The organism is Aquimarina mytili (assembly GCF_016735115.1).
Lineage (GTDB): Bacteria > Bacteroidota > Bacteroidia > Flavobacteriales > Flavobacteriaceae > Aquimarina > Aquimarina mytili.
The window spans coordinates 244,048-266,678 of sequence record NZ_JAERQJ010000005.1 but is presented as its reverse complement, the minus strand read 5'-3'; the positions used below and the strand labels follow the sequence as shown (position 1 = coordinate 266,678).

The 22,631-nt window shown below is 38.8% G+C and carries 5 protein-coding genes; all 5 read left to right on the top strand.

Features of this window, described 5'->3' with window-relative positions; translation table 11 throughout:
* Nucleotides 1–168: 168 nt before the first annotated feature.
* The 5 genes from JJQ60_RS14315 to JJQ60_RS14295 all read left to right on the top strand — a co-directional run bounded on the left by JJQ60_RS14315 (nt 169) and on the right by JJQ60_RS14295 (nt 22,592).
* A complete protein-coding gene (locus JJQ60_RS14315) occupies nt 169–1,017 on the top strand; it encodes a class I SAM-dependent methyltransferase (RefSeq protein WP_201921440.1) in 849 nt (282 codons plus the stop codon).
* A 232-nt stretch (nt 1,018–1,249) separates the two neighbouring features.
* On the top strand, nt 1,250–1,783 hold the full coding sequence (locus JJQ60_RS14310) for an OmpH family outer membrane protein (protein ID WP_201921437.1): 534 nt from the start codon (nt 1,250–1,252) through the stop codon (nt 1,781–1,783).
* Between the two features lie 563 nt (nt 1,784–2,346).
* Entirely contained in the window at nt 2,347–4,443 is a 2,097-nt protein-coding gene (locus JJQ60_RS14305; protein WP_201921435.1) for a T9SS type B sorting domain-containing protein, read from the top strand.
* Between the two features lie 4 nt (nt 4,444–4,447).
* Entirely contained in the window at nt 4,448–7,825 is a 3,378-nt protein-coding gene (locus tag JJQ60_RS14300) for a PorP/SprF family type IX secretion system membrane protein (RefSeq protein ID WP_201921432.1), read from the top strand.
* Between the two features lie 40 nt (nt 7,826–7,865).
* The gene (locus JJQ60_RS14295; RefSeq protein WP_201921429.1) at nt 7,866–22,592 is read left to right on the top strand and encodes a T9SS type B sorting domain-containing protein; all 14,727 of its coding nucleotides are present in this window, start codon (nt 7,866–7,868) and stop codon (nt 22,590–22,592) included.
* Nucleotides 22,593–22,631 lie beyond the last annotated feature (39 nt).

Sequence of the window (22,631 nt, the reverse complement as noted above, 5' to 3'; positions counted from 1 at the left end):
TGTTTGTACAAAACGGTATTGAGATACGTGCTTTTAAGTTTGTATAAATACCTAATATAAATCAGGAAACATTAAAGATGTTTTTGAACCATGTTTTTTAATATAGAAAGGGTTGTTTGATAAGAACAAGCAACAAAATAATTACTTTAATCTGCCGATTATATAACAATGAGCACAAAACAAGACTTAGATTTTTTTATTACGTGCAAAGATCATACTGTGTCTGGAGAAACTTTTCAGCTTCTTTTTGATAAAGAGTATGACATGTTACAAACATCTCCACAACCCAAAGAAAGTGAATTGGGAAAATATTACGAAAGCGAAGATTACATTTCTCATACAGATTCAAAAAAATCTTTTTTCGAAAAAGTATACCATCTTGTTAAAGTGTATTCGTTAGATAAAAAAGTGAAATTAATTTCTGGTCTTAATAAAGGAGCAGGAGAACTTTTAGATTTGGGTGCGGGCACTGGAGATTTTTTAGCCTTTGCACAAAAATTGAACTGGAACATTAAGGGTGTTGAGCCAAATGAGCGGGCAAAAAAATTGGCAGAGGAAAAAGGAGTTTTTTTAGAGCCTGACACAAAAAGCTTGGAATCCGAAAAATTTGACATAATTACAATGTGGCATGTTTTGGAACATGTGCCCGACCTTCAACTTCAAATTAACGAATTGAAAAGACTTTTAAAGCCTGGGGGTCATTTGGTAATCGCCGTTCCAAATTTCAAATCCTTTGATGCAAAACATTATAAATCTTTTTGGGCGGCTTATGATGTGCCAAGACATCTTTGGCATTTTTCAAAAAAAGCAATTCAGAAACTTTTTGTAGAACATGATTTAATTTTACAAAAAACACTAGCCCTGAAGTTTGATTCATTTTATGTCTCTCTTTTATCAGAAAAGTATAAAACCGGAAAAATGAATTTTTTTAAAGCATTTTGGATCGGTTTGCGTTCTAATTTGAACGGAATGCGAACTGAAGAGTATTCTTCTCACATTTACATCCTGAAAAAATAGTATTTCTTGTTTTAAGCACTCTATTTTGCTGTTTTTTGCTTTTCGCGTGTGGTTGTTATAGTTTTTTTTGAAAAAGCCATTAGAGAAGCTTATTTAGACCAACTTTTAATTGATTTTTCTTATTTTAAATATAAGCTTGATTGTTTTTTCTTATAGTTTGTTATTTTGATAAGATATAACGAATAACATCCCCGAACTTTGATATTTTTGCGCAGAACTAAATTTTTGAAAAATGAGAAAATTTTTATGGATTGCAATTTCAGGTTTAATTCTAACCTCATGTAATCAACAAACTGAAAAAACCGGTTATGTAAATAACACAAAAGTTGTTTCTGAATATACAGAAATGAAAGAAGCACAAGAAAAGTGGACCAAGCGTAATAATGAGGTAAGAGCTGAGCTAGAAGAAAAAGCAAAACAATTTCAGATAGAGGTACAAGGATATCAAAACATTATGAAATCGATGTCTAAAACCAATAGAGAGAAAAAGGAACAAGAATTAATGGGTAAGCAACAAGCTTTACAAAGAGAACAGCAGGCAAAAATGCAGGAAATACAGCAAGGAAGCCAGGCAGAAATAGACTCTATTATCGGTAAAGTTAAAAGCTATATTGAAGACTACGGTAAGAAGAATGGATATACATATATCTATGGAGATACTGAGGCTAGCAACATACTATATGGTAAAGAAGAGTTAGACCTAACCGAGATAATTCTTAAAGAATTAAACGGAGGTGATAGCAAGAGTACAGAAACGAAAGAATAGACACTTTTTCTTTTAAAATTATAAAGTTTACCCCTGTTTGAAGTATTCAAATAGGGGTTTGTTTTTCTGTCGAATAAAGACCAAAATAAATTGTAATCTATGAGCTAAAATGTGTTTTTTTTGTGTAAAAAAAACAAATACATTTTAACACTTCGTCGGAAAAAATTGCTTTTTTCAGAACATTAAATTCTCACCAAAAAAGCAAAAAAAAGGGCTATTCTTATATTTTTTGCACTCGTTTTCTATATTTTTTTGATCAAAAACAACGTAATTCTACCGCCTTAGAAGAGGGTCTTTAAATTTTTTGAAGCCACGCAACAACTTGATTAACAAAAAATTATGTATATTGAAATGTTTTTTTGAAACTCATCTGCTATAATAAAAATAAAATAAATTTCAAAGAGTCAGAAAATTATTACAAAAAAAACTTAAATTTTAGTTTGATATAAACATTTAATTTATAATTTTATGACTTGGTAAAAAATATATTAACAACATTATTAACAAGCGCCCCAAATCGCAAAGTTAATATCGAATATTCACCTTAATTTTAAGTGTGATTTATGAAGAATAAACTTAACCTCATATCGTCATTTGCTATCATTGCATTGTTCTTACTTTTTTCTTCCAAGAGCAATGCGCAAGACATATCTACACCGTTATTTTCGCTTAATGGAACTACTACTGCTATTAAGAGACTATGTGTAAACCAAAACACACCAAACAGAGAAGCAGAGGCACAGGCTAATATTCTTTTTACTACCGGAACAGAATTTATTTTAGAATTATCAGACGCTGATGGGGTTTTTGCGGATCCTGCTGCATCACTATCTCGTTTTACCAATAGCACGGCAATTCCACCAGGAGGAGATATTATTTTTCCTTCTTTTGAAGTTCCTAAGGATCTTGCAGGAGAAAACTATGCGATTCGAGTACGAGCCATTCCGACGGATGGCAGCGACGATATTTTAAGTGAAGTTAACGAAGGCAACGCTATTTACTTTTTTGATTTTTCACAAGGAGTAACTTTAACAGGAGCAAATATTGAAGCTAATACGGTTGCTCTATGTGAAGGAGAATCTGCAACCTTAACCGCTTTACCTGATAATTTCCCAGAATACATATGGACGCGAAACGGTTCGGTGATCTCTGGAGAATCAGGTCCGACCTTAGAAAATGTTGATCAAACCGGAACCTATGTGGTTCAGGTTAATTTTGGAAGCTGTAATGGCGATTTTAACTTTGATACAGCTCAAGTTGAAGTTATTGATTTTAATACTTCTACAGTGCGAATCAATGAATCTTCGCCACAACAATTTTGTCCTAGTGATGTGAAAATATTGACCACAAGTGTAACAGATCCTGGATTTACTTACGAATGGTTTAGAGACGGAGAGCTTGTTCCAGAATTAACGGGACCAACAGCGATATTGCCCGAAAGTAATTTTGCAGGAATTTATACGGTAACCGTAACAGGCACCCCAACATGTGCAATAACAACAGACCCAGTGGAGGTTATAAACTTAGGGTCCGATATTCTCACACAACCCCCTCCACAGATAATGATATTGCCAGCACAACCTACCATAACCTTGGAAATAACCACAAATGCGCCCCCTTCGGGTAGTACGGTTCAATGGTTTAGAAATGGAATAAGTTTTCAAGCAGAGCTCCCGATCACAGATTCGAGAGCTTTGTCTATTGAGGTATCTGACCCAGGTGTATATGTAGCAAGCGTATTTGCAAATGATTCTTGTATGGATACACTTACTGCTACAACCGAGGTTTTTGAACCTGTTGATTTTAGAGCAGTAATTACTACATTACCAAATTGTGAGGAAGCATCAGGTAATTTAGGACTAGAAACTTTATTTGGAATAGCGGCAACCGGCGAGGAAGTACCTATTCTGTTAGAACAATATTCATTTTTTGACTTTGAGTGGTTCTTAAACGGACAGTCCACAGGGATTTCAGAACCATTATTACCTATTACGGCTAGTAACATAGGCGAGACCTATGTGCTTGAAGTAACGCTTACAGGAAGCTCAATTCCTACGGTTGCTTCAAATGAGTTAACGGTTGAGGCTTTGCCAAATGGTATAGAAATTGTTCCATCAATGTCTTTTCTTCCTGTAGGTTCAGAAATTACTTTAAGTGCATCGCAAACCAGTTCTTTGTTCGTTTATGAATGGTTCATTATTGAAAATGGAGAAAGTAGACTAATAGTAAATGGAGAATGTCCAGCCGATGACCCTGGTTGTGACGGCCCAACAGGACAAGGAACCAGCGAACTTACCATAAGACAGACTGGACAATATTTCTTAAGAATTACGTTATTGGATTGTGTAATTGATTCACAGCCTATTACAATTACAAATTCGCCTTCAGGAGTATCAGAAATAATACCAAATGTAGTAACTCCTTTTGGAAGCGCAGGACAAAATGACAATTGGGTATTGCCTGATTCATTATCAGGACAACAAGATGTAGAAGTAACGATATATGATTTGAATGGTGGAGTCGATTTTAAAACGGTTAACTATCAAGATGATTGGCCGTTAACGAGTTCAAAATCTGGTGGTAAAAGCCCTGTATATTACTATATAATAACAAAAAATAATTCCGTAGTCAGAAAAGGTTCGATAACGGTAATGAGATAAATTTATGGTCAAAAGATTACTTTTATTAATGATATGTTTGTCCTTTAACCTTGCCAAAGGACAAGAGGAGAGCGCTACCACATTTGGAGTACTTCCCACAGATATCCCTACCCATAATTTGGTGAAATATAATCGCTTCTATTTTAATCCAACCTTTTCACTTGTACACGAAAACAAGAAGTCGATAAACGTATATAGTAAAATACAGTGGGCCGGCTTTAACGACAACCCACAAACATACTTGATCAATTATACCTCTAATTTTGATGAAAAAATGGGTGTTTCTATCGGACTACACCAACAAAATGAAGGGATTTACAGATATTTTGGAGGAACTGCTAACTACTCATATAATGTAGAACTAGATCGAGACATGAATCTTACTTTCGGGATGAACTTATCATATTCTCAAAGTGCAATAAAATCAAATATAGATGCTGCTCAAAACACATTAAATAATGGTGAAATAGTAGTTTCAGACGATGTGATTCTTAACTATCAGAACAGTTCTGTTTTTGTATTAACACCTGGTATTAACTTTAATTATGCAGAGTTTGATGTTGGGGTTTCTGTTATCAATCTGGCAGCGTATAATTTAACAGGTAGCGAATTATTAACAGATAACATGGCTTTTAATGGTCATGTGATGTATACCAGAGACTTAGAAAGAAGATCGGACAAAACGGTTCGAGGAATGTTATATGCGACCATGCTTCCAGAATCTGATTCCGAAACACAGTTAGAAACAGATTCTAGCCTTAGATATGGTGGTAATGTAATTCTTGAATTACCTGAATTGGGATGGGCACAAGCTGGATATAATAGCTTTTATGGCGTTTCTTTAGGTATTGGTGGAAACATTAACTCAAACGTTTCGATTGGATATACATATGAAATGGGACTAGGAGACACCAGTGATTTTGGCTCTACTCACGAAGTAGGTTTAGCATATAATTTTGAAAGGGAAAGACCAAGAAGGAGAAGAAGCAGCGGAACAAAATCTTCAACACAAAAGGCATATGAGGCAAGAGATTCTGAGATCAGAAGGCTGAAAAAAGAAATTCTTGAGCAAAACAAGATCATAAGAGAATTACAAGACGAACAAGGAGAGTCTCAAAGTGATGCTCAAAGAGCAATGAGTGAACTAGAGAGATCTATTGCAGAGGCAAAATCTGAAGAAGCTAAAGCCGCAAGAGAACTTGAATTGCAACGAGAAGAAGAGGTAAAACTACTTAATAAACAAGCTGAAGAAGAAGAGCGTCTAAGAGCGCAAATGAAGCTAGAAGCAGAAATGGCTGAAAAACAAGCCGAAGAAGAACGTTTAGCGGCTGAAAAGAAATTACAACAAGAATTAGCCGAACAAAAAGCAGCTGGTCAAAAAACAGAAGAAGAAAGAATTGCTGCAGAAGAGGCCATTCGAGAGGCTGAAGCCGCAAAAGAACAAGCCGAAGAAGAAGCAAAATTAGCCGCACAGAAACAATTAGAAATTGAAGAGGCACAGAAACAAGCCGAAGAAGATCGTTTAGCGGCGCAAAGAGAAACTGAGCGCATAGAAGCAGAGAGAAAAGCCGAGCAAGAACGTTTAGCTGCACAAAAAGAAGTAGAACGCGTAGAGCAAGAGAATAAGCTTAAGAGCGATAAGTTATTGACATCGACCAAAACGGTTATTAAAGATGGTAGTGTAGACGCATTAAGAAGTCAAGCAGAATTGATTAGATCAAGTACATTTATACCTACAGAAGATCAAGAAGATATTTTATCTGAGATAGATGCTGCAATAGCAGCGAAAGAAGCTGAGGCAGCACGTCTAGCTGAAGAGCAGCGATTGGCTGCAGAGGCAGAGGCTGCGAGATTGGCTGAAGAAGAGCGATTAAGACAAGAAGCCGAGGCTGCACGTTTAGCCGAGGAGCAAAGATTAGCTGCGGAAGCTGAAGCCGCAAGACTAGCAGAAGAAGAAAGACAGAGACAGGAAGCTGAAGCTGCGAGGTTAGCTGAAGAGCAACGATTAGCCGCTGAGGCTGAGGCTGCAAGACAAGCCGAAGAAGCACGTAAAATTGAAGAGTTGATTTCGGCAACAAGAGCAGTAATTGCTAGTGGAGGAGTTAACGAATTAAAAAGCCAGGCTGATATTGTTCGCGCAAGCGAAATTCTTCCTCAAGCAGATAAACAAAGCTTGTTGTCTGAGCTAGAAACAACAGTAGCTGCAAAAGAAGCCGAGGCTGCACGTTTAGCTGAAGAGCAGCGATTGGCTGCAGAGGCAGAGGCTGCGAGATTGGCTGAAGAAGAGCGATTAAGACAAGAAGCCGAGGCTGCACGTTTAGCCGAGGAGCAAAGATTAGCTGCAGAGGCTGAAGCCGCAAGACTAGCAGAAGAAGAAAGACAGAGACAAGAAGCTGAAGCTGCACGTTTAGCTGAAGAGCAGCGATTAGCCGCTGAAGCCGAAGCTGCAAGACAAGCCGAAGAAGAAAGAAAGAGACAAGAGGCCGCTGCTGCTGCTGCTGCACAAGATAAAGAAGAAGGTTTAGACGAAATCAAAAAAGAACTGGATAATAATAGCCGAGTTTCTAATAAGATATTTGCACGTAGAGATTCACTATTGACGACTAGCTTAAATGTAGACAAACGAGGGTTTAGTAAATTATTAGAATCTCTTGTTAATATGGGCGATGATGCTGATGAAGCAAAAAGCTCTGATCCTACAAGTTCTAAAAAACTTACGGCTAACAACAGGTTTATAAAATTCGCTGATGCAACTAGACCTGAAGCCCAGATAGCTACGAAGTTTATACCTGGGTATCCTGAAGGATATTACCTGATCGGAAATGTATTTAAGGGAGGAGAGTATGCTAATAAATTTACAAGCACATTAAAAGACTTAGGATTTAATGACTCACAGATTATTTTAAATCCTGAAAATCAATTCCAATATGTTTCAATAGAAAGCTATTCTAATAAGGATGAGGCTATTCAAAAATATCTAAGTAGTATCGACAATAGATACTATGGAGATATGTGGATATTACATATTGCTAAGAGTAGAGTAGAATCTTATAAGAAACTATTACAAGAAACAAGGCTGATAACAGATACGGTTAAAGATGATACTGTACTAACCGAGACTTTATCATATATCGGAGGACACAATATTGAAAATGGATATTATTTGATTACCAATATTTTCAAGAGAGAAAATTATTTTGAAAGAGGAATGGAGAAACTAAAATCTCAGGGATTACAACCAGAGTACTTTAGAAATCCCAAGGATAACTATATATACGTATACCTGAAGAGATTTGACAATCTTGATGAAGCTAAACAGAGTTTATTCTCAAATGTGAATAATTCGTATAATGGCGATCTGTATATCTTGAAGATACAATAAGACTAGAATGACCCAAAATAAAACACTAAATACTCAGCTTATGAAAACCAAAATACACATCAAAATTGTATTGGCGATGTTGTTTTTAATTGCCAGTAACATAAGCAACATAAATGCTCAGGTAGCTTTTGATACGGTACCTAATAGTACACTAAGAATTAATGGTGAGCTTAAAATTATTGCCAACAGTATCGTTGGTTTAAATCAACAACTAAGTAATAACTGTTTTACAGGATCTGGAACTACTTATTCTCCTAATGATGATTATGATGGTCCTTGTTGGAACAACAGTTATAATGATGGCAATCGTAGAAGAACATTTGGATATATAGATGTTGATGGAGATGCAAGTACCTTTAGTTCTAGTAGCGCTACTTTAGAGATAAGGGCCCCTGCTGCTGCACAATGTGAGAGGATTGCCTATGCTGGTTTATATTGGGCAGCATCTTATTTTGGAGATTTAGATAGTGATGATGATGCGATATATTCTGGATTGCCTTTGCCAGACAATAGACCTGATTTTAGGACGATAAAAATAAGGCATGAAAGCCAGGCTGGTTATACAACAATTCCAGCGACACAGACCCAGGTGATTTATGATGGGTATCGTAATACTGCAACAAACCCTTTTGACGTTGCTGCGATAGACATGCCTTATGTATGTTATGCAGATGTAACGAGCATATTACAAGGCCTTGCAGACCCACAGGGAGAGTATACTGTTGCAGATATGAGAGCTTCAATAGGTAAAGCACCTATAAACTCTAATGGTATCTCTGGTGGTTGGGTATTAGTAGTGGCTTATGAGGATCCTCAATTGTCTGCAAAATATATTAGTACCACTAATGGATACTTGGTAATTGCTCCAGGAGATCCTGCAAGAACATTTGATTATTCAAACTTTGAGACGTTGCCTGCGCCACTTCCTGTTCGTGCAAGATATGCTATTGCAACTTTAGAGGGAGATCAGCCGTTTACTGGTGACATATTTCAGGTACAAAATACAGGAGGTACACAAACCGATATTTTTACAACACCAGCCAACCCGGCAGGTAACTTTTTTGATAGTTCTATTACTGTTGATGGTAATTATGTAACGAACCGAAATCCAGCGTCAGAGAATACACTTGGTTTTGATGCTGATATTTTTGACATTCCAAACCCAGGAAATACGGTTATTGGAAATAATCAAACCTCTGCAGAGTTTACTACTACTTCTGCGGGTGATGCATATAGTGTATTTTTCAGTTCTTTTCAAATAGAAGTTATTGAACCAGAATTAACGGTAACCAAAAGAGTATTAGATGTAAACGGAATAGATATTACAGGTGATCCAGTAAATTTTGCTGATCAACTGTTTTATGAATTAACAATAGAAAATCAAGGAAACGAAGCAATTACAGCAGCCACCATTCGAGATGTGCTGCCTGCCAATGTAGATTTTACATTAGGTAGTATAACAACTAGTAATCCTGGAATAACAGCAACTCCAGCGGCAGGTAATCGACAAATTGATATTACAATTAACGATAATCTTGTTGTTCGTAATGGTGGAATTCATACAGTTCGGTTTGGAGTAAGCGTTGTAGCCACGTGTGCCGATTTGAGAGATGCTTGTTCTAACCAAATTAATAATGTAGCAATTTCTACATATACAGGAGTTGAATCAGGTATTACCAAATCTGGTGAAGAAAGTATTCTAGAACAAGATGCGTGTCGATTTGATGTAGCTGGATCTTCAAATGTTTTGGTGAATGATGGTATATGTTTTAGCGAATCTCAACCTGCATTTATTTGTACAGGTTCTTTGACACTTACGGCCGGTGCTGGATTTACAAATTATTCTTGGGAAAACACCGCTAATCCAGGTGTGGTTATAGGTACAAATCAAACTCTTGATGTTACCGTAGCTGGAACATATCAAGTAACAAAAACGGGAGCTGCTGGTTGTCAGGATGGTATAGAAACCTTTGTGGTAGATGCATTTAATACTGTTGACAACCCACTCGTAAATATTGTGAATACTGATCTTGCTACAAACCCGAATGTTAATGGTAGTATAAGAACTTGTCCTGTAACTGGAGAACCATTACCAGAAGTTTTCTTATGTGGTGCCGGTACAACATTAGATATCAATTCTGGATTTACTACTGCAACAGCAATTGAGTGGCAACGATTAGACCCTGCGGCTTGTGGTTCAGTTCCAAGAGATGAGAACTGTCCTACAACTGATGCAGCTTGCGAGCCTGATTGGGTAACTGTAGGTACAGGAATTAATTTTACGCTTAATCAAGCGGGTGAATATAGAATTAATGCTACGTTTGATAGCAATTGTACGATACCATTTTATTTCAATGCTTTCCAAAACAATTTTGATCCTGATCTGGTTGTTGTAGAACAAATTATTTGTGGTAATCCAGGTACGTTACGAGTTCAAAACTCATCAAATCAATACGAATATCAACTGATTTTACCATCAGGAGGGACGACAGCGTTTCAGCTTTCAGCAGAGTTTAGTGGATTAACAGAAGTGGGAACGTATAGCGTTAATGTTCGTCAAACTGGTGGACTTCCAACAGCATGTACTTTTCAGGATAGTGTATTCTTAGATGAACTGGATGCTAATGAAAGTGTTACCCCGTTTTCACCACTTTGTCCAGATGATAGAGGTCGAATAGAAATAACAGTTACAGATTCTCAAATTAATTATACATATACAATAAGCAATACCGCTGGTACATTTACAGATTCTGAAGGACCAACCACTCTTCCTAATCACACATTTAGTGGTCTAAATCCAGACACTTATGATGTACAAGTAATTTCTGCAGATGGGAGTTGTTCTGAACCTTTTACAGTAACAATAGATCCGGCAGCAACTTTTACGGCAACAATTGCTTTAGTTGAAGATTTACATTGTAATCCAAATTATCAGCCGAATCCAAATCTTAACGATCCAACGCATCCAGATTTTGATCCATCTGCGCCGCCGTTTGATCCTGATAGAGATATAGCTATTTATGAGGTGACTGTTACAGGAGGTACTGGAACACCACCAAGCTTTGCATTCAATGACCAGATGGATTTCTTGGGTACTAATCTTTTGCCAGAAGCAGGGACAACGTACAGATTTAGAGCTACGGCAGCGGGTAACTATCCTGTTTATGTGTCGGATAACGCTACCAATTGTGTTGTGTTTGCAGGTTCTGTAGATGTAACAGATTACGAGCCAATTCAGGCTACGGCAACACCTACAAATCCTACTTGTAATGGAGAGCTTGGATCAATAGTAGTTACTATAACTGCTGGTCTTGCAGAAGGACCATTTACATATATTTTAAACGGAGGTACACCAGGCGAAGTTCGCATTGGCCCAAGTAATAATACAACAGAGACATTTAATAATGTAGATCCAACAGTAACACATACAGTAACAGTAGAGGATCAATTTGGTTGTGACTTTACGGTGACACCAGACATTACGTTTACGACCCCAGGCGCAATTGTGGCTACTATTGATGAAGATTTCAGATTATTAAGCTGTACAGCTACACCAGATGCTCAGGCTCAGATAACAGGAATTACGGGAGGCTCTGGTAGTTATGAATGGAGTTTGAATCCGGTAGGTCCGTTTACGGCCGTTGGAGCAATTCCTTTTGAGATTGATTTCCCAAGCGCAGGTTCTTTTACTTTATATGTAAGAGATCAAGCAGGGACTTGTGTTGAAAGTTTCCCAATTACGATAGATCCATTATTAACAGTAGATGATATTACATTTAGTGTTCCCGGGAACTCAAACTGTTCAACACAAACATTTAATGTAACTGCAACAGCTCAACCAGTTGGACCTACATATACATATGGAGTTACTCCAGCACCTGTTTCAGGTAATGCTACCACAGGAGTGTTTAGGTTGCAAAGAGGAGTGTCTTATACTTTTACTGCAACAAGAACAGATAATCAGTGTTCGTATAGTGAAATCTTTTCGGAAGGAACAATACCAGAAATACAAATTACAAGTGCCGTGCAAACAAACCCGGTAACTTGTGTTGGTGATGATGATGGAGCATTCTCTTTTACTGTTGCAAATAGTACAACATTTGATTATACGGTAAGGGGGCCAGCTCCTTCAAACGGTGTTATAGCAAGCGGTACTTCTGGCGTAAGTACAGTAACTATTTCAAGTCCTACTACACCTCTTATTGCAGGAACCTATACTATTGATGTAACAGATACTAGTCTTACACCATCCTCTGCAAACTGTACGGATTCTATTACTATAGATATCACTGAACCAGCAACACCATTGAGTTTTACAACAGTTGTAGATTCTGCAGACTGTGGTAATCCTACGGGTATTATAACGGTTAATGCAGTTGGAGGAAGAGGCGGATACCAATATGAATTAAGAGACGCTGCAGGTACCGGAGTTATAGTTGCTTACCAGGCAAGCAATGTATTTAACAATTTAGGCCCAGCGACATATACTGTTTTTGTACGAGATGATAGCGACCCCACTTTGGCTTGTGAAGTTAGCCAACAAGTAGTGATGCCGGTTACAGGCCCGCCTACTTTAGCATTGGATACTGGTGGAGACGAATGTTATACTCCGGCAGACCCAGCTACACAGTGGATAACCATTATACCAAGTATTCCTGCACCTCTTGGTCCATTTACATATAGTTTAGACGGAGGAGCACCGGTGGCGGTTGATTTTACTACACCAGTGGGGTTACCAGCGAACACTTTTGAGGTTCCTAATCTTGCTCCGGGAGCACATACGGTTACAGTAACCAATACTGCAAGTACATGTACTTCTGCAGCAATTAATTTTTCGATTAACGACGAATTGGTGGTTACCGCTAATCTTACAAAAGATCTAACATGTGCACCAACAGCAGATGCAACGGTAGAATTTACGGCAACAGGAGGAGATGGAGCCTATACCTTTGATATTGTAGATGTAGGTCCACCAAGTGCTGATTTTGCAACAGGAGTGACTTCTCCTGCACCAATTAATACTGGAGGAACGTATCAAATTAGAGTTACTGATGGTGAAGGATGTATTGCTTTATCTAACGAATTTACAGTTACACCATATGTTCCTGTAGTCGCTACAGCGGTTCCAACAGATCCTGATTGTCCAGGCGATGGAGGTTCTATTTTGGTAACCGTTACTGCGGGAGATGGACCATTTACCTATGTTTTAGACCAAGGAACGCCAGGAGAGGTATCGGTAGGTCCGGTAGGAGTAACAACCAATACATTTACTAATGTACCTGTAGGAGGACATACAGTTGTAATCACTGATGGTGATGGATGCGATATTACACCTATACCTGTATCTATTACAGCACCAACGGCGATAACGGCAAACATAGCTATTACCACAGAATACCGTTGTGACGCTAGTGGTTCAAGTGCACCGCCACAATTTGGTGTGATTACCGTTTCTGGAGCTGCGAATGGTAATGGTAGTTACGAATACAGTATAGATGGTGTAGACTTTAGTAATACTACAGGTATATTTAACAACCTTACTGATGGCACATATACATTATTTATTCAAGATACAGACACAAGAGCATGTCCTGTTAATTTAGGATCACTTACTATAGATCCATTACAGGAAGTTACCGATATAGATTTTGCTCAAACGCAAGTACAATGTCCTGCTCTTACATCTGATATTACACTTACGGCTACAGGCACAAATGGAGCGGCCAGTTTTGAGTTTAGAATAGCTGCACCACCAGCGAATGTAACAGCATTTAGTGTTACTAACACATATACATTACCTGCTGGGACAACATATACATTTGAAGCAAGAACAACAACCGATGGATGTGTATATTCTGAAGATTATACTATTGATAATGTAGATCCTATTGCAGTTGTTGGAAATGTAACCGACGAGCCTACATGTAACGGAGATACAGATGCAGCATTATCTTTTAATGTAACAGGAATAGATTTAACAACGACGAATTATACATTTGTTGTTACTGGTGGTACTATTGTAGGATCCATTACAGGTGGTCCTATTAATACGACTCCTACACCAATAGGTGGTCTTGGGGCTGGTACATATGATATCGTGGTTACAGATGCCACTACGCTTTGTGATAGTAGTACTCAGGTAATCATTAATGATCCAGCAGTTTTATCTTTCACTACCGCCACAACAACCGCCGATTGTAATGCGCCAAATGGTACGATTACGGTAACAGCATCAGGAGGTAGAGGTGGATATCAGTATGAATTAAGAGATTCTGGAGGTGTGGTACTAGTGCCATACCAGTCTTCTAATGTGTTTACAGGATTAGCTGGAGGAACACCACCTACACCAATCACATATATAGTAGCAGTTAGAGACACTAATGATCCAACAACTGCTTGTGAAGCTACTCCTCAAAATGTAGATCTTTTCCAGGCGCCGCCGATTACGCTTGCATTAACCGAGGGTGGTGACCAATGTTACACAAACGCTGACCCTGCCACACAATGGGTTACCATTACCGGTGGAGTAGCACCTTATACCTATAGTTTAGATGGTGGTGCGCCAGTAGCAGTTGATTTTACAACACCGGCAGGATTACCAGCAAATACTTTTGAAATACCAAATCTTACTCCAAGAAACTCAGGAAGTAATTATAGTGTTACAGTTTCAGATGTAAATGGTTGTACTTCGGGAGTAATTACTTTTGAAATTCAGGATGAACTTATCGTTACAGCAACACGATTGAAGAATCTGGATTGTTCGGCTACACCGGATGCACAAATTAACGTAGTTGTTACAGGAGGAAATGGAGCTACTTCTTTAGAGGTTAGTTTTAACGGAGGAGCTTTTGCAGCGTATGCCGGTCCAATTCCTTTTACAACAACAACACCAGGAGACTATCAGTTTAGAGTAACAGATACAGCTACACCACCAACAGTGGCCTGTACAGACCTTTCTGATGTTATTACAATAGACCCTGCTCCAAACCCAGCAGTATCAGCACCTACAGTGACTAATGCCACATGTCCAGGTTTGGCAGATGGATCAGTAACGGTTAATATAGATAACACAATAGGTACTCCTCCTTATATGATCAACTTTAATGGTTTAGGGTTTAGTAATCAAATAACTTATGGTGGTTTAGCAGGTGATGCTCCATCAGTAGATCCATTGGGTAGAGAGTATACTTATATTGTAATGGATGCAAAAGGATGTACAACAACGTTTAGTGCATTTGTTTTTGAACCAGAACCGTTTAGTTTTACAAGAGTTGAAACAGATATTATTTGTGGTGTTGGAGGAAATGTTCTTGGTAATGTTGTATATAGTGCAATTGCTGGTGGAACACCCAATTATACATATACCTTATTAAATATTGATGATACACCTGCAACTACAACTTCTCCTAATCCAGTAGGACCAACTGCTGCAACAACGGTTACGTTTGCAGATTTAGATTTTGGAGATTATAAGCTAAGAATTGTAGATGCTAATGGTTGTGTAACCGAAGATCCATTTAACATAGCAACTCCAGCAATTTTTTCTATTGCTGCATCAACAACAGGTTCTTGTCTTGATGGAGTTACAGCATCTATTACAGTATCTGGAGGTACAGGACCTTTTGAAATTAGAGAATATCCAAGCGGTGTCTTTGGAGCAATGAATGCTTTACCTGCATCTAGCGGAACTCCTTTTGAGCGTAATCATCAATTTCTTAACCTACCATTCGATACTCCTTTTACTTTTGAAGTAAGAGATACGGCAACGGGTTGTACAGATATAAGAACATTAGCACCACCACCAAATCCTGTGGGAACTGCTGATATTACTGGTACAGAAACCGATGTGACCTGTAATGGTGCAGATGATGGTACGTTTGCTTACACAGTAGTTGATTATCTTGGAGATGAACTTACGTATAATGTATTTAGAACTACTGACCTTGCTACAGATATTATCATTAGTGAAGGACTTACTTTCAATAATGGAAACCCTCAAACTGTGGCAGTCGGAGGAACTGCCACCGGAATTGTTAGTGGTTTTGGCCCCGGTGAGTACTTATTAAGAGTAACTGAAACAGGTGGAGCCGTAGCAACACCATGTAACTCGTCAGTAATATTTACAATTGAAGAACCAACAACGCTTGATTTAACACTAGGAACCCCTACTGTTGCCAACTGTAACACAGTTGCACAAGTTGTGGCAAATGGTATAGGTGGTGTACCACCATACGAGTATGCTGCAGTGCCAGCAGGGGACCCTGCGCCAAATCCGGCAACAGACTATTCTACAAACAATGTATTAGACTTAGACCCAGGGCCAGGTCCGGCATTTGTATTAAACTGGGATATTTATGTTATAGATGATCGTTGTAGCACACCGGTTACAAGACCAGTAACAATTATACGTACTGCTGATCCACAATTTACAGTAGTACCGGCATTTGTAGATGATGCATGTACTTTTGATAATAACTATACATTTACAGTACGAGCTACTGGGGAAAGTCAACTGGAGTTTGGTATAGACGATGGTGATACTGGAACAGCGGATAGCCCTGTTTTTGCAAATGGTACGCAAATTGGAGCTACTAATGTGTATGAATTTACATATACAGTTACTGGACCAAGTATAGATGAATATACATTAACAGTAAGAGATGTAAATGGATGTGAGGATACAGATAGAATGATCGTATATCCAGAACTTATAGTGGATGCAAACTTTATAGCACCAGACCCAACTTGTTTGGCAGATGATGGAACTATTGAAGTAACCGTAACAGGAGGATCAGATTTTACAGCAAATCCTGCAAACTTTACATTTACTCTTACAGGAACTGACAGTAGCGGAACTCCAATCGCACCTATAGTACAAACGGGTGCTATTTTAGGTGCCGCAGCAGCAACCTTTACTTCGGTTACTGCGGGGACATATACTGTAGAAGTTAGAGACCTTACTATTGGTCCTGCTGCACCTGCGCCAGGTGGCTGTGCAGTAACAGACGATGTGTCTAGACCAGTGCCTACAGAGCCTGTATTAGATCCACCAACAATTACAGATGTAAGCTGTAATGGGGGAAGTGATGGTTCTATATTGGTTAACATACAAGCAGGTACAGATACTGATGGGCCATTTACCTATGAATTATGGCAAGGACCTACAGGAACAGGAACATTGTTGTTTACGCAACCTAACGATCCTTTATTTGATGGATTGGCAGATATTTCTGGTTTAGCACCACCAAACAATGTATATGGTATTTTAGTTAGATCGAATAATGGGTGTGAGGATGCAATCGAAGACCTTACAGTTCCTAGTCCGGCATTATTAACGGCTACAGCTACGGCTAGTACCTATAGTTGTGATGCATCTAATAATGATGTATTCCCAGACATTACCGTTGATATTTTAGGAGGTAATCCTCCATATAGAATTACATATACAGGACCATTATCAGGAACGAATCTTGCAGTTACTGGCGCTCAATATGTAATTGATGCTGATGTAGCTGGAACCTATGTGATTACAGTGTTAGATTCTAAAAACTGTTCATTTACAATTGTACCGGATACGGTAATTCCTGATTTCCCAATCATGACAGATCCGACTATAACAAGAGATATTACGGCGGTTAATAACGGTGTGATTTCTTGTAATAATCCTGAAACAGTTATTGTATCAATTACAGGAGGTACAGGACCATTTGATTTTGTTGAAATTAGCGGAAATGGAACGCCTCCAGTACCCTCTCAAACGGGAATAGTTGCCGGTACCGGGGATAACGGAGCTACACCAGAGATTGAAACGACGGCAACATTTACATTGCCAAGTGTAGGATCTTATCAGTTTAGAATTATTGATCAAGGAACTACATGTTCTATTGAAACCCCAACCTATGATATAGCACCGTTTGATACGATAGAGGCCGTAATAGCGCCATTAACGAATGTAGCATGTTTTGGCGATACTACAGGAGAAGTTACCTTAACTGTTAATGGATATACGGGAACGTACGACTTTGTAGCGACAAACACTACAACCGCGGCTACAATTCTAGGTTCTGGAAATACAACCACAGATCCTGCTACAGGATTAGTTATTTCAGGATTAGGAGCAGGTAATATTGTAGTTACAGTAACTGCAACCCAAACACCATTCTGTGATGATGATTCTAATGCAGTGAATCTTTCTCAACCGGCAGTATTAACATTAGATATAGATAGTGCTACATTCCCAGACTGTAACAACCCATTATCGGTGGTTACTATGGATGCTAATGGAGGAGTTGGACCTTATAACTTTGCATTTGTTGCAGGAACACTGCCGCAACCAGATCCAGCAGTTTTCCCAGAAACGAATACATTTAGTTTGGATCCTGCGGTGAGTTTAAATTGGGTAATCTTTGTAGAAGATGCAAATGGTTGTATTACTCCTGATGAAATTACAATCCCAGATGTTACACCAGCACCTGTGATAAATACGATAGATGCTTTTGTAGATGATGCGTGTACATTTGATAACGATTATACTTTTACGGTAACGGCTACCAGTAATGTAGTAATACCACCAGGAGCAGGAACCTTAACTTTTGCTCTTGATGGCGGAGCTCAAGTAGCAGGTACTGCTACAGGACCTAATACAGCTACTATAGACTTTACAGTTAGTGGACCAGGCACCTATTCAGTAGTAGCTTTTGATGAGAATGGTTGTCCGTCGCTGCCAGAAACCATAACGGTATTCCCAGAATTGTTAGTTACGGCTACAATTACTGAACCTACATGTAGAGATAATGATGCGACCATAATCGCAACAGTAACAGGAGGTTCTGATTTTGCTGCTAACCCGGGTAATTTTACTTTCGATTTAGTTGATGCCGGAACAGGTACTTCTATTGCAGGAGTGACACAAACACCAGGGCCAGGGGCAAATCAACTTACGTTTAGTAGTACGGTTGCAGGAACCAATGGTATATTCCCAGGAGATTATAGGGTAGAGGTTACAGATAGCGCTATTAATACAGCTCCTGGTTGTACTGCTACCGACGATGTTACAGTACCTACTTTTGTAGATCCAATTCCAACGGCGACGCCAACACCAGTTTCATGTTTTGGTGGTGACGACGGTACTATTTTAATAGAATTAGATCCAACTGCAGATGATAACCCTACGTATACGTATGAGTTATTCGTATACGACCCATCGCCTACAGCAACGGGAGTTTCAGTAACAGGACCGCAAACAAGTCCTTTGTTTAATAATACAATTGCACCCATACCGGCAGGTCAATATGAAGTTGTTGTAACTTCAGGAAAAGGGTGTACGGCAACGGTTGAGCCAATTACAGTTGGAGGCCCAACGGCCGCACTAAATGTTGTTCCTTCGCAAACTCCATATAGTTGTGATCCTTCAAACGATGCGGTATTCCCAGTTATTACCTTAACAATTAGCGGAGGTACTGCACCTTATGATGTTTCGTATACAGGACCATCTAGTTCTGGTACAGAAACAGATGTTGCAGATGCTGATGGTAACCCTGCTAATGATGTTCAGTATGAGATTGATGCTCCGGTTGCAGGCACATACACTATTACAGTTACTGATAATAAGAATTGTGTGTTCACTGCTTTTGACGTCATCGTACCACCATTAGCTATTATGACTGATCCAACAGTAACCAGAGATGTTACTGCGGTTAACGGAGGAGTAATTTCTTGTACAAATCCAGAAACGGTTATTGTATCGATTACAGGAGGAACCGGACCATTTGATTTTGCTGAAATTAGCGGAAGTGGAACACCACCTGTACCAGCACAACTTGGAATAGCGGCAGGAACGGGAGATGATCCTGGTACACCAGAGATAGAAACCATAGCTGTATTCACATTACCAAGTGTTGGGTCTTATGTATTTAGAATTACAGATCAGACCACAACATGTACAATAGATACACCATCATATGATATAGGTCAGTTTGATACGATTGAAGCTGAAATAACATTAGGTAATGATGTTACATGTTTCAACACCACACCACCAGATGGATCTGTAAACTTAACGGTTACAGGATACACCGGAACCTATGATTATGTGGCGACAAATACAACGACAGGAGCTACAGTTCTTGGTTCGGATAATACAGCTTCAGGAACAATTAATATTCCTGGATTAGAAGCAGGTAATATTGTAGTTACAGTTACGGCTACACAAACGCCGTTCTGTGATGCCGATTCAAATACACAAGCGATTACTTTACCAGCAGAGTTGACAGTTACCGCTAATCAAATACGAGAAGAGAGTTGTAACCCACCTGCTCCGGGAGGTGATGATGCTCTTATTGAAGCAGTTGGAAACGGAGGAGTTCCAGGTGCAGGTGGTCTAGAATACCAGTTAGAAACTGCGGGAGGAATAATATTAGTGCCTTTTAGCACTGACCCAAGATTCGGAGATTTTGGATTAGATGGTGGCGTTGCACCTGCAGGGATCGATTATGTAGTAAGAGTTAGAGACAGTAGAGGGTGTGAGAACACTGATACAATCAATATACAACCACCGGTACAGATAATTTTAGACCCAATTGCAAACATTACGTTGGATTGTTCTGATAGTGAAGACGGTGTGATAACGGCTGTGGCAAGTGCAGGTCAAGGAGCAGGCACATACTTCTTTGCCTTAACATTACCAGACGGTACACAAACCGCAGCGGTAAATAACGGAACAGCTACCTTTACATGGAGTGACCTTAAACCAGGTAACTATACGGTAACGGTATCTGATAACTTAACGTGTGAAACCACTACAACTGTAACAATAGATACCCCACCAGCAGTAACAGTAGATGTTAATGCTACCGGAATAAGCTGTTTGACGGCTAATCCAAATAACATCCAGGTGATCCCCGGAGGTGGAATCGGAGCTCCATATGAGTTTGGAGTTAGCAACAATGGAGGTGCAATTACTTGGCAAGCTAGTGATACATTCGCTGGATTACCGGCAGGTAATTATGATTTCTATGTTAGAGATGGTAACCTGTGTGAGTCTCCGGCGTCGAACACAATTCAGGTTAGAGATCCAGAACCATTTGTAGTAACTCTAGACTTAAGTAATGACTTTATCGTTTGTTTCAGCGAACCAACAGGTTCTATTGATGCTGTGGCAACCGGAGGTTTAGGAAATTATATGTATAGTGTTACAGGTACGGATTATTTAGGTAATGCCGTAAATCTTGGACCACAAGCTACAAGTTTCTTTGGAGACTTATTAGCTGGAACATATACATATACTACAATGAGCGCGGATTGTGCAGATGATGTACAACCATTTGAAATACGTCAGCCAGCAGAGTTTATCATAGAAGTTTTTGAAGAGCCTATTTCTTGTAATGGAGAAACAGATGGTCGTATTCGAGTAACTGCCGTAGGTGGAACTGCACCATATTTCTATTCATTATACAATAGTGCTGGTGATGCCGTATTTACATTCTTAGAAGATGATATTGATAACTTACTTGGAGAACACACTTTTGAGAATTTGACGGCAGATATTTATCGTGTAGAAGTTGAAGACTTTAATGGTTGTCCAAGAGAAGAGATAGATGTAGAAATTATTGAACCAGCTCCTATCGAAGCCATAATCACTGCGACTACGCCAGAAGATTGTGCAGGAGATATGAATGGTACAGCCAATATATCTATTACTGGAGGATTGCAACCATTACCGCCAGCTAGCCCAGAATATTACTGGAGTATAGATGGGGTTACATATCAATTGGTTCCTGACCCAACAAATCTGTTTATCGATAATCTACCAGGTGGAACAACAACCTTATTTATTAGAGATTCTCAGAATAGTGCAAACTGTCAAGGTGCATTTAATATTGATATTACTCCTGGGGTAGTACTTGAAGCACCATTAGTACAAAGTTTAATTTGTCCTGAATATGATTACAGCGACCCAGAAAATCCTGTATTGACTAGTGACGAAAGATACTTTGTAACCTTTGATATTGATTCTTTAACACAAACATTAGATGTTATTTATACAGTTGAAGGTATTAATGGAACTCCAAATCCTGCTAATAATACTAGTCTTGAAAATACTTTTGAAGTTACTCCAGGGCAGTATGAAGGATTTATGGAATTCCAGATGTGTAGAAGAAGTGTAGGTGAGATAGAAGTATTAGAATATACCCCTCTTAGTACACCTGTTGCACAAATGACTAATAACCCTCAAGATCCTAATGAGTATGAAATTATTGTAGACGGAGGAAGACAATTTGATAGAGAACCAAGATACGCATACTACTTTACAAGATTAGAAGATGGTATGACCATTGATGACTTAGATCCATTAGACTATACAGAACTGTCAGGAAATATCTTCGTGATACGTGAAACTGGAGATTACGTATTGAGAGTTGTTGATGCTGCCGGGTGTGAGACGATAGTGGTTCAGAGATTAACGTACATTAATATACGTATCCCGAATTACTTCACCCCAGATAGTCCAAATGGTGATCCTAATGATCGTTTCTGGTATCCAAGACAAATTACACCAAATTCAGATGATCCGTTCTTTTTTGAAAATATGGAAGTAATGGTATTCGACAGGTATGGTAGAATGCTTGCAGAATTTAAAGGAGATCAACTTGGATGGGATGGTATGTATCAAGGAAAACAACTTCCTTCTGGAGATTACTGGTATACAATAATCCTTAATGATGTTGATAATAGAGAGTTTACAGGCCACTTTACATTATATAGATAATATATAAATGCTTAGTGAGTTATAAGACTGTAAGGTTTA